At 64.8% G+C, this 11,296-nt stretch carries 5 protein-coding genes, 1 tRNA gene, 4 pseudogenes and 1 other annotated feature; of the genes and pseudogenes, 4 read left to right on the forward strand and 6 right to left on the reverse strand.

What is annotated here, in order from left to right:
- From FV230_RS17395 to FV230_RS17405, 3 genes and pseudogenes are all read left to right on the forward strand, one after another.
- Nucleotides 1-533: FkbM family methyltransferase (locus FV230_RS17395; RefSeq protein WP_147843300.1), on the forward strand; the 533-nt coding region annotated here is incomplete at its 5' end.
- A 367-nt stretch (nucleotides 534-900) separates the two neighbouring features.
- Nucleotides 901-1,757, forward strand: a pseudogene (locus FV230_RS17400) (IS5 family transposase).
- 105 nt (nucleotides 1,758-1,862) lie between these two features.
- Nucleotides 1,863-2,268, forward strand: a pseudogene (locus FV230_RS17405) (IS21 family transposase); the annotation flags it as partial.
- Between the two features lie 39 nt (nucleotides 2,269-2,307).
- On the opposite strand, the gene FV230_RS17410 reads toward FV230_RS17405, so the two are convergent.
- The 4 genes and pseudogenes from FV230_RS17410 to FV230_RS17425 all read right to left on the reverse strand — a co-directional run bounded on the left by FV230_RS17410 (nucleotide 2,308) and on the right by FV230_RS17425 (nucleotide 6,858).
- A protein-coding gene (locus FV230_RS17410; RefSeq protein ID WP_246694897.1) for an IS3 family transposase occupies nucleotides 2,308-3,482 on the reverse strand; the annotation gives its coding sequence in 2 pieces (ribosomal slippage) (nucleotides 2,308-3,245 and nucleotides 3,245-3,482; 1,176 coding nt in all).
- Nucleotides 3,139-3,255, reverse strand: a sequence feature (AL1L pseudoknot). (Overlaps the previous gene by 117 nt.)
- A gap of 37 nt (nucleotides 3,483-3,519) precedes the next feature.
- Nucleotides 3,520-4,472 (reverse strand): annotated as a pseudogene (locus tag FV230_RS17415) (IS630 family transposase).
- A gap of 105 nt (nucleotides 4,473-4,577) precedes the next feature.
- Nucleotides 4,578-5,930, reverse strand: a pseudogene (locus FV230_RS17420) (transposase).
- A 115-nt stretch (nucleotides 5,931-6,045) separates the two neighbouring features.
- Complete coding sequence (locus FV230_RS17425) at nucleotides 6,046-6,858, reverse strand: IS5 family transposase (protein WP_147843301.1); 813 nt, start codon at nucleotides 6,856-6,858, stop codon at nucleotides 6,046-6,048.
- Between the two features lie 352 nt (nucleotides 6,859-7,210).
- Here FV230_RS17425 and FV230_RS17430 point away from each other — a divergent pair, with 352 nt between their 5' ends.
- On the forward strand, nucleotides 7,211-8,842 hold the full coding sequence (locus tag FV230_RS17430; protein ID WP_281408302.1) for an AAA family ATPase: 1,632 nt from the start codon (nucleotides 7,211-7,213) through the stop codon (nucleotides 8,840-8,842).
- Between the two features lie 90 nt (nucleotides 8,843-8,932).
- Here the strand turns inward: FV230_RS17430 and FV230_RS17435 are convergent, their stop codons facing one another.
- Together FV230_RS17435 and FV230_RS17440 are read right to left on the reverse strand one after the other, a co-directional pair.
- The gene (locus tag FV230_RS17435) at nucleotides 8,933-11,023 is read right to left on the reverse strand and encodes a DUF6538 domain-containing protein (protein WP_147843303.1); all 2,091 of its coding nucleotides are present in this window, start codon (nucleotides 11,021-11,023) and stop codon (nucleotides 8,933-8,935) included.
- Between the two features lie 99 nt (nucleotides 11,024-11,122).
- Nucleotides 11,123-11,197 (reverse strand) — tRNA-Gln (locus FV230_RS17440).
- Nucleotides 11,198-11,296: the final 99 nt, after the last annotated feature.

The following is an 11,296-nucleotide window of genomic DNA, read 5'->3' on the forward strand; positions in this document are numbered from 1 at the left end:
AATATGATCACACTATTGATTGTCCTCCGTTAAATAACCCAATGTTTAATTGGAGTAAAATTGGCATTGAAGGAATAAAAAGTGGAAATAAAAATTTAAACACGATCGACAACATTATGCAATATAATGGACACCTAGGCAGGAGTGATATGATCCTTAAGTGCGACATTGAGGGCAGTGAATGGGAAATGCTTGAGCATATGAATGTAGAGAATCTTGCCTGCTTCAAACAAATAGTAATAGAATTGCACTTTTTCGATAAAATCGACGATGCGAACTTCTATGAGACAGTTTACAAGGCGGTGAGTAATTTGACAGAGGTTCATAAGGTCATACATGTGCACGCAAATAACTTTGGCGCCTATAATATTGTCGGTGGCGTGCCAGTGCCATCTGTTATTGAGCTAACTCTATTTCGGGAAGAAGAAGGAAGAATTATGGTTCCTAGTGGCGAATTATTTCCGAACTATCTTGATATGCCCTGCAATAAGGATGAGGCCGACTACTATCTAGGTACTTTTACTTTTTTTTGAATATTGATTCGCCTACGAAACACCTTAACGCCTTGGATCAATTTAATCTGTGTTCTACAGCATAGTATTGGTAATGTGTAGTGAGTGATGCGAGTCTAACATTTGGAGCCCGTGCTTTGCTACCTAAGTGGTGCGATCCGGGTCATCGGTCCACGCGAAAGGCTTCGGGTCGCCTTGGTCTCGACATTGAAACATTTGATGGCCTCCTGCACCTCGATCAGCTATCCGAACAAGCTGCTGCGGATCCAGCGTTTTGCGAGCTTAGCGAAGAAGTCTTCGACGGCGTTGTCTCAGTGTCTGTTCGGCAACAAGTTGTGTGATTTGAGTAGGTTGTGATTCAAGCGAGGGCTTGAAAGGGCCCTTGCTGGTGTGGACGACCGAGAACCGAGCTCGTTATGACCGGAGCGCCTTGCGCTACGCGAGCGACCTGACGAACGCGGAATGGGGGCTGATCGCGCCGTTGATCCCGCCGGCCAAACGGGGCGGGAACAAGCGCACGATTGAGATGCGAGCCGTGGTAGACGCCTTGATGTACGTGCTGAGCACGGGCTGTCAGTGGCGGGCCCTGCCCACGGATATGCCGGCCCGCAGCACAGTCTACGGCTATTTCGACCTGTGGGACTACGATGGCACGTTGATGCGCATCCATCACGCGCTGTTCGCGCAGCGCCGGGAGCAGGCGGGACGCGAGGCGAGCCCGATTGCGGCGATCATCGACAGCCAGAGCGTCAAGGGCGCGGAAAAAGGGGGGCGTCGATCGATCAGCCCGGCTTCGACGCGGGCAAGAAGATCAAAGGGAAGAAGCGCCACATCCTCGTCGACATCTAGGGTCTGCTGATGCACGCCCTGGTGCATTCGGCCGGCGTGCAGGATCGCGACGGACGGGGCTGGGTGATGGCGACCCTGTTCGGGCTTTATCCGTTCCTGCTCAAGCTCTACGCCGACGGCGGCTATCAGGGCCCCCGCTTCCAGGCCGGCCTCCGCCGCGCTTGCCGACAAGTGGATGTCGAGATCGTCAAGCGATCCGATCAGGCCAGTGCCGTCACGGCGAAGGGCTTCACCGTCCTACCCAAACGCTGGATCGTCGAGCGAACCTTCGCTTGGCTGAACCGCTGCCGCCGCCTCGCCAAGGACTGGGAATGCCACAGCCGAAAGGCCCTGGCCTTCCTCCACTGGGCATCCGTCCGCCTCATGATCCGAAAGCTCTGCCAGACCGCACAATGATCCCGGACAGATTCTCAGGGTGCGCATCCGGCGTAGGCCGCCTTGCTCCGAAGACTGCTGGCGTCCAGCTTTTCGGTCTTCTGATCAAGCATCGGTGCCGACATCAACGCCAGCAAATCGGCGCGCGAGGGGCTGACACTGATCCGAATCTATGTGGCTCTACGCGGGTTCGGCTACGAGGGCGGCTACAATGCCGTTCGGCGCTATGCCAAAACCTGGAAGCGCGAGAGCGCCTCGGTAACGGCGCAGGCCTTCGTGCCGCTGTCGTTCGCCCCGGGCGAGGCCTACCAATTCGACTGGAGCCACGCGATCGTGCTGATCGGCGGCACGCCCGTCCACGGTCAAGGTCGCCCACGTCCGGCTCTGCCACTCGCCCATGCTGTTCGTGCGGGCCTATCAGCGCGATAGCCAGGAGATGGTGTTCGACGCCCACAACCGGGCGTTCGCGTTCTTCCAAGGCACCTGCCAGCGCGGCATCTACGCCAACATGCAGAACGCGGTGGAGACGATCTGAACCGCGCCGGTTTTTCCGGAGGGGATTTGGTTTGGATCATGCGGCCAAGGCTTGCGCCTCGGTTTGGGCATAGTAGCGCGCTTTGGCTTCAGCGGGAGGGATATTCCCGATCGGTTCGAGCAGGCGGCGGGTGCTGAACCAGTCGACCCATTCGAGGGTGGCGAACTCGACGGCCTCGAATGAGCGCCACGGGCCGCGCCGGTGGATCACCTCGGTCTTAAACAGACCGATGATCGTCTCGGCGAGAGCATTATCGTACGGGTCGCCGACGCTGCCGACGGAGGGTTCGATACCTGCCTCGGCGAGACGCTCGGTGTAGCGGATGCCGACGTATTGCGACCCGCCGTCGGAATGGCAGACGAGACCGCCGCTGGCGAAGGGGCGGCGCTTGTGCAGGGCCTGCTCCAGAGCATCGAGCACGAAGTCCGCCCGGGCCGAGCGCGATACGCGCCAGCCGACGATCCGGCGGGCAAAAGCGTAGACGACGAAGGCCGCGTAGACGAAGCCGCTCCAGGTCGCGACGTAGGTGAAGTCGGCGACCCACAGCCTGTTCGGGTGGGCGGCCTTGAACTGGCGGTTGACCCGGTCGAGCGGGCAGAGGGCCCCCGGATCAGGGATCGTCGTGCGGACTGTTTTGCCCCGCACGACGCCCTGCAGACCCATCGCTCGCATCAGCCGTGCGACAGTGCAACGAGCCGCCGTGATCCCCTCACGGGCGAGCTGCCGCCAGATCTTGCGCACGCCGTAGACGCAGAAGTTCGCCTCGTACACGCGCCGGATCTCGGCCATCAGCACCGCATCCTGCTTGGCTCGGGCCGGCAGTCTTCCGGGATCGACCCGCCGCGCGGCATGGGCGTGATACGTCGACGGGGCGATCGGCAGCACGCGGCAGATCGGCTCGACCCCGTAGGCCCCACGGTGATCGTCGATGAAGGCGATCATCGCTTGAACGGACGGTCGAGCTCCGCCTGGGCAAAATACGCCGATGCTTTTCTCAGAATCTCGTTGGCCTGCCGGAGTTCACAAACCTCCCGCTCCAGCGCCTTGATCCGCTCGCGCTCGTCCGTCGTCGAGCCCGCTCGTTGGCCCTGGTCCCGCTCGGCTTGGCGTACCCAATTCCGCAGCGTCTCGCCCGAGCAGCCGATCTTCGCAGCGATCGAGCGGATCGCAGCGTATTGAGAGTCGTGCTCGCCCTGATGCTCCAACACCATCCGCACAGCGCGTTCACCGACCTAGAACGGCATTCGATCAGGTTGGATCATAGGCGTCGTATCCTGCGGCGGCGAGGTAGCTCCGGCATTCGTCTGGTTTGAAGGCAGCGAAGGCGTTTCGGATGGCGTTTCAGAGGTCGGCAACGGTGCGCTTTGCAGCCGATCGGAGCATGTCCTTGAGCTTGGCGAAGGCCATCTCGATCGGGTCGAGATCGGCTGTAGGTCGGCAGGTAGAGGAGCCGAGCGCCGGCGGCCTCCACGGCCTCGCGCACGCCCTTGACCTTGTGGGCCGGGAGGTTGTCGAGGATGACGGTGTCGCCCTGCCGCAGCACAGGGGCCAGCGTTTCGATGACGTAGGCACGGAAGCGTTCGCCGTTCGTAGCCCCGTCGAGAAGTGCGGTCGCGATCAGACCGTTGGTGCGCAGGGCAGCCGTGACAGTCGTGGTCTTCCAATGTCCGAACGGCGCGGCGACCCAGCAACGCTCGCCGCGCGGGGCGCGTCCGTAGCGCCGGACCATGCTGGTGTTGGCCGCGGTCTCGTCCAGGAACACGAGGGCGTCTGGGTCGAGGTCGAGTTGCCCCTCGAACCACGCCTCGCGGGCGGCCTTCACGTCCTCCCGATCCTGCTCGGTCGCGTGGCCGGTGTTTTTTTTCGTGTGGTGCCGTGACGCTTGAAGAAGCGTGACAGGCTGCTCACCCCGACCCGCAGGCCGCGCTTCGCCAGCTTCTCCTGTAACTCCGGAAGGAAGATCTCGGGCTTGGCCTCGTAGGTCGAAACGATCAGGTCGGCCTGCGCTTCGATCGTCTGCGAGCGCTGATCCCCGCCCATCGGTTTGGGTGCGATCCGCCCTTCTTGCGCGAAGCCCTCGTACCAGCGGATCGCGCTGGTCGGGCTTACCCGAACCGCTTGGCCGCCTGACGGCGAGACGCGCCTTCCTCAATGGCGGCCACGACACGCTCGCGCAGATCGACGGATAGGGCAGATGGCATGCGGCTCTCCTGCGAAAGCCACGCAGGGAATCACATCAAACCCCGACCGGTAAACCCCGGTGATTCAGCCCGGTCGGATGCCGCTCTAAGCTCGACTTTGGCCACTCATGCGGCGTGGTAGAGGGCATAGGCCCAGGGCGCTGGCAAACGGAAGCGGGGTTTTGTTCGGGCGCGTCGGCGCGGTGATGTTGCCAAAGTCCGCTCGCGCCAGATCGCATAGCGCACGGCGGCCAGAGCATCGGCGAAGGTCGGGCGCGGTTTGGGGTACCACGCGGCGGCCGCGATCCGTTGCCGTTGGCGGACTGGGAGCCGTGCAGCCAGCAGCGTGACGATCGAGAACAGGGCGGGCAGGCAGGGCGTGGTGCGGGCGATGGCCTTGTCCGACCACTGCCGCTGCGTCTCGACACCGAGATGGGCGCGCGCTTCCTGGAAGGTGACCTCAACGGTCCAGCGCCGCACGAACCACCCCACGATCTGCGCGGGCTCGCGCACCGGTTCGGTGCAGAGCAGGGCCTGCGGTGCAAAGCGGCTCTCGGGATCGCGCACCAGCACCCATCGGATCGGCACGACCGGCAGACCGCCGTGCCGCCACACGGCGGTCCCGGAGGCGATCTCAAGGGTGCGCTCGCCCGCCCCGTACCAGCCGGGCACCACGACCGCGTGCCAGCGCGTGTCCTTGGCCGCGAGGATCGCGGCGAGCGTCGGCAGCCGCGCGCCTTTGGTCCGCGGGCGTCCAATCGTGCCGGGCGGCCGAGGTGGGGCCGGCTCGTAGAGAGCAGCATCCAGCCGCAGGCGGGTGATCGCCGTGATGCGAGCGCGGCGCATCGCGTCGAGGAACAGCAAGGCCGAGAAGCCGCTGTCGCCCACCACAACGAGGTCGCGTGCGCGCAGCCAGCGGCGAGCCGGGAGAGCGAGTTGGCGTCCGACGTCGAGCAGAGGCTTGTGCCGACGGCCCCGTTAGCGACAGGCGCGCTCTGACGGCACCAACGCGGTTAGGAACGGCAGCGCCCAGAGGCGCCCCGCCCAGGGGATCGGGGCGAGCACCATGAGGCTCATCCAGCGCAGCCCGCTCGCCTTGACGAAATGGCTGTCGGAGGAGCGAACTGGATCACGGTAGATGCCCTTGGCCGCGATCCGCTTGCCGCGGCGGCGCTCGATCGTATCGTCCAGTCCCAGGACCACGGGGCCGCGTTGCGCGAACGCATCGACGAGGAGCCCGAGCAGGATACGGCTGCCGGAGCGCGGGCACCACGCCGCTCGGTTGAGGATGCGGTGGACGTTCACGAACCGCCGCTCCTGCGCGCGGCCGATGATGCGCAGGACGCTCGTCACCGTGCGCCGCCCCGGCGTCAGAATCGCGCCGATCAGCAACAGCTGAGCATGGCGCCAGGAGCGGTGGACGAACAGCGGCGCGAACGCCAGGATGATCCCGGCGAAGCGGGTGGGTAGGGGCAGCATGGCGGTGTCTCTTGGCGGGGACGCCACCAGCCTATCCCTCACGCCCGCTTCGTCACCTCCGCCCACTCCACGCGCCGCAAATGGCCAAAGTCGAGCTAAGAGTCCGTCCGATAAGTCATGACGCTCGGCCGAGCCTTCGGACGAGGATCGTGACGGCTGAGGCGTAGAGGAAGGCCTGGGCCGAGGCGAGGGTCGCCTCCGGGTCTTTCCAAAGGCGGCGGTTGCGGCTGATCCAGCCAAAGAAGCGTTCGACCACCCATCGGCGCGGATGCACGGCAAATCCAACCTGATCCTTGGGGTTGCGCACGATGTCGACGGTGATGATCGTTGCGGTCGCGGGCCTGTCGCCCGCATAGCCTGCATCGGCGAAGGCCTTGGCGATGAACGGGAAGGTCCGCTGCGACAGGCGCAGCACCGGTCCGGCACCATCGCGATCCTGCACGTCGGCGGGCTGTGGGTCGAGGACGAGCGCGCGTCCGTCCGTGTCGACCAGGGCCTGACGCTTGCGGCCCTTGATCTTCTTTCCGGCGTCGTAGCCGCGCGGCCCGCCGCTCTCGGTGGTCTTCACGCTCTGGCTATCGAGCACTGCGGCGGTAGGCGAGGCGCTTCGACCGACCCGCTCGCGGTCCGCCATGACGAGGTGATGGTTGATCCGGCCGAACAGGCCCTCGTCGCGCCAGCGCGCGAAGTAGCCGAACGTCGTGCTGCGTGGAGGCAGGTCCTTCGGGATCATCCGCCACGCGATGCCGCCGCGCAGCACGTAGAAGATGGCGTTCAGGATTTTTCGCATCGTCCAGACAGGCGGACGACCGCACGAGGCCGGCTCCAGCATCAGCGGCGCGATCACGGCCCACTCGCCATCCGTCAGGTCGGTTTCGTAGCGCAGGTTGGCACGGCTATGCTCCCGGCGAGTGGTCGGGGTCCACATGGCACTTCCAGGTCAGGCTTCAGCACCCTTCTGGAATCACCGCCATCCCGGCCACTCAACTCCTGCCGGATGTTATCGGACGGGCTCTCAGCACACTCTCGACGCGCTACGGGATCAATCCGGGTTCGATCGAACGACGTGATAGTCCCGCGGCATGGCAGCCGGCTCGTCAGCGACCTGATTCCGGATATGCGGCGACCACCAGTGCATCCGGCGGTGACGGAACTTGAAGTGCCCCCGCACGAAATGCTCCGCCCTCGCATCACCATCGCCCGGCATCGCTGCTGCCGAAGCCGCTTTGCTGCGCGCCGCCGATCGGCCGGATGCCGGATCACGCTTCCGGCCCCATGCCGTGAGTCGGGCCCTTACCGCCGCACCGCAGCTCTCGGACGAGCAGCGGTCAGCGGTCGCCGCCGTGACTGGGCCGGAGGCGGGTGGAGTCTCTGTACTTGAGGCCGGCGCCGGCACAGGGAAGACGGTGACGGCCAACGTGATCGTCGCTGCGGCCCAGGCATCCGGCCTGACGGTGGTCGGTCTGGCACCGAGCTGGGCGGCGGCCGTCGAACTTGGACGCTCGACCGGCATCGAGACCTTCGCCATCGCCAAATGGCGGCACGACCTCGAACACGGGCGCATCCCGGCGCTGGATGCCGACACCGTCCTCCTTTGCGACGAGGCTGGCATGGTCGGCACGAAGGACCTCGCCTTCGTGCTCGCAGCCGTTGCGGCAGCGCCGGGGGGCGGTGCCCGCGCAATCCTTCTGGGTGACAGGCGCCAGCTCGCGGCAGTGTCGGGCGGCTCGGCGCTGCGGGCGGTGGTGGACGTTCTCGGACGTCATGCCACGCTCACCGAGGTGCGGCGCCAGGAAGTGCCCTGGCAGCGAGCCGCCTCGGTCCTGATGGCGCGGGGCGACGTCGAGGCCGGGCTGCGCGCCTATGCCCGGCACGAGCGCATCGAGTTCGTGAGCGGCGCCACGGCAGCGCAGGATCGAGCGATCGCACTTTGGACCGCGGCACGAGCCAGCTATGGCAACACCGAGGTCTTGATGGTCACCCGTCGCAACCGTGATGCGGCAAGCCTGAACGCGGCAGCCCGTGCGGTGCTTCGGGCGGAAGGCATCCTCGCCGGGGCCGAGGTCGACGTGGTCGCACGCGACCGCGAGAACAAGGCGGGCGCGCTAACGCTCGCGCGTGGCGACCGCATCCGCTTCGGTGAGGGGATCCAGCGGCAAGGGATCCGCAACGGCACCCGCGCCACGGTCGTGTCGATTGGGCCAGACGGCGAGGACGTGCTGCGCCTGCGGGTCAGGCTGGAGGACGGGCGCGTGGTCGAGGACGCGTATGCAAGCTTCGTCCGCGCGCCGATCCCCGGCGCCCGCCGTCGCGAGATGCTGCCGCGGATCTCGCATGCTTATGCCGGCACGGCTTATTCTGTGCAGGGCCGCACAGCGGCGTCCTGCGTGTATTACGGCGCCACGCGTAGCGATGCCCGAGAGCTCTATGTCGGGCTGACCCGTCACCGTCAGGACGCCTGGCTTGTGGTCGAGCGCGAACGGTTGGAGGCGACGGTTCGTGCCCGCGGCAGCGATCCGCGCGGCAAGCCGAGCACGTCCGAGCTGACCGAACGGCTATTCGTCGAGGCACGGCGCTATGCCGAGAAGGTGAACGTCGTCGACCACGTCGAGGATCGCGAGACCTTCGTGCGCACGGGCATGATCCGTCCGCACCGTTCCGAGACCACAATCGACATCACGCGCGGGTTCGAGGCCGGGCGTGCGCTTCGCGCCGCCTTGCAGGAGATTCAGGCCGCCCCGCGTCTCGCCCTGTGGCACTTGACGCATCTCTTTCAGGGAGCCGAGCGCATCATCGCGCAAGGCTTCGCACAGCTCGTCGAAGCTTTACGGCTGCCACCCCTGCCGCGGCGAGAGCGAGAGAGCGACGGTAGTCGGACCACGGACCGATCGAATTCGGGCTACGAGCGATAGCTCGACGGCGTTCTTTCGACTTGCGGACCTTTCGGTCGATGCGACGATCGCTCGAACGGAACTCGGATTTATGATCTCCCGACGCGGGACCTATCGTCGGTTCAAGGGTGGTTTCGGCGAACGCTCGTTGGCTCTCGCGTCGACGCGTGAAGCTCTCACGTTCGATTTCGCGCGGCGGGTGTAGGGTGATGGTTTCTTTTCGGAAACCCATCCGAGCAGCTGAATCGGCTTCGCTTCGAGATGGGCGGTCACGGTCGGGATCTTGATGAGGTCATCAAGCATCGAGCGTAGCGCAATCGGATCGCAGTAGCGCTCGTCCGTCTCCCCTTTGCCACCGTGGCCGAGGATGTCGGCCCGAATCTCCGTGTGAACCCGCGCCTGCTTGAGGTTGTTTCCCAGAGCATGCCGGAAGGAATGGATGACTTTCTTTCGCGCCGTCGCATCGGGGATCGCGATCCGCATGCCCGCGATGAACTCGTCATAGAGGCGGTCCCCGAGAAGCGCGTTGGTGTTCGTGGCTTTCAGGTCGGGGAATACGAGCCGGTAGCCGAGCTTCTTGATGGCGCGGACATAGTCCAGAAACCCGAGGCGCAGGATCTCGGGATGGAGCGCGAGGTAACGGACGGACTGATCGTTCTTCACGCGCCGCGTCACGTTGCGTCGGATGTCGATATAGGCGATCCCGTCGAGCTCACTGACGTCTTCGACTTGCAGGCCGCAAATCTCTTCCCGCCGCGCTCCCGTGTAATATAAGAGGATGATCGCGTAATACAGTGCGCGGTGGATCGTCTCCGGGCCCGGTTCGAACGGCTGACGCCACGATTTGCAGCCGGTGAAGCAGGCCAATCGGAAGATTGCGCCGACGTCTTCGTGGGTGAGGGCGGCGCGCTTGTTGCGCGCCCGGTTCTTCATCTTGGCCCGCAGCAGGGTCACATTGATGCCGGGGTCGATGATAAGCCCCTGAGCCTTCAGATGGGTCATCAACTGACCCAGGAAGGTCAGGTGACGGTTGAGGGTGGCACCGGAATTCCCGCGTTTCCCGGGTGCGAGCTTGGCGCCGATCGCCACGAGTTCGGCGGTGGTGCGGGCTGGATCGTTCGGGCTCTTGCCGTAGCTCGGCGAGATCGCGCGCAGGAAGCCGACGAGATCGGCGAAATGCCGCTGACGCAGATCCTCGACCGCCACGAGCCCGCGTTCGAGGAGCAATTTTGCAAACAGTGCGTAGATCTGGCGGGCCTGGTTCTGCGTCTTGGCATCCCAGTTCTCATCCCGGCCGCGCGCCGCGATCATCGCCTCGCCGAGCACGACGATCGGATGGTGCGCGGGCGCGGTGATCGGAGGGGGTGCGGAACACACGACGGATGGGCCGTCCGGCGTGGAATCCGCCATCTCGTAGGTCCGGCGCGTCTCGGGCCGGGGTGTCTCGGGCAATGGAGGGGAGGGCGCCGAGCGAGCCGGCTCAACGATCGCGGCGGCGCGGGCGTCGACCTCGCGGAGCATGATGGCGTCGAGCTTGGCGCCGTCTTCGACGCGGTCGCCGTCGTACCGACGCTCCGTCGCGAAGGCGGCCGCCGCCATGGCGCGCAGCGTTTCCGTCTGAGCCAGCGCCAGGTTCACGGATGTCGGCGGCGCGTTTTGATGGGTCAAAAGGGTTTCGAGACGTTGCCGAGGCATCCGATGCGCGCCTTGCGCGATCATCGCGGCGAGCGTGGCAACGACCTCGGCGATGTCTTCCGGACTTAAGCCTTGCTCGGCCATCTTGGCGGCCGTCCCCGCATCCACCTTCGCCGCCGCGCCCCGGCCGGCAAGCAGGCGAAACACCCAGCCCATGCGGTGATCGCAGCGCCGGCTTTCATCCGGGTCGAAATCCGGGTCGGCGCGTTCGGCGGCCGCGACCCGGTCGAGCTTGTCGAGGTGGACGAGCAGGCTCTCGCGAAAAACCCCGTCGAGCTGGCGGCGGGTCATGACGATGTCGGGGTCGGCGTCTGCCATGGCACGGTGAAAAAGTTCGTCGGAATACGCCGTGAGCTGGCCGGCGAGGAAGCGGGCGCGGCGCGGATCGCACGTGCCGAGGCTCACGATAAGCGCGTCGCCCTTACAAAATTGGCACAAGGACCGCGGGATTCGGCGACGCCAGGTATAGGTCGCGCCGCGGCGGTAGGCATGGGCAATGGCCGGCATCGGACACACTCTGTGCTACAGTCATGTGCAACAGGGATGTGCGCAAACTCCGAATCCGCAGGACGGAAACAAAGCAATATCAACGACTTGCGTGGAATTTGGCTGGGGCGCCAGGATTCGAACCTGGGAATGGCGGTACCAAAAACCGCTGCCTTACCACTTGGCGACGCCCCACCAGAGGACGGCGCTGTCTAGACGCGGATGCGCGGACAGGCAACTGGTTTGACGGGGGCGGTGGAGAGGCGCGCGATGGGCGGCAGGGTGGCTTTGGTG

The organism is Methylobacterium sp. WL6, assembly GCF_008040095.1.
In the GTDB taxonomy this organism is placed as follows: domain Bacteria; phylum Pseudomonadota; class Alphaproteobacteria; order Rhizobiales; family Beijerinckiaceae; genus Methylobacterium.

Excerpts from the sequence above, each read along its gene's own strand:
- FV230_RS17425 (WP_147843301.1), bottom strand. The coding sequence starts at position 6,858 with ATGTGGACCCCGACCACTCGCCGGGAGCATAGCCGTGCCAACCTGCGC.
- FV230_RS17435 (WP_147843303.1), bottom strand. The coding sequence starts at position 11,023 with ATGCCGGCCATTGCCCATGCCTACCGCCGCGGCGCGACCTATACCTGG.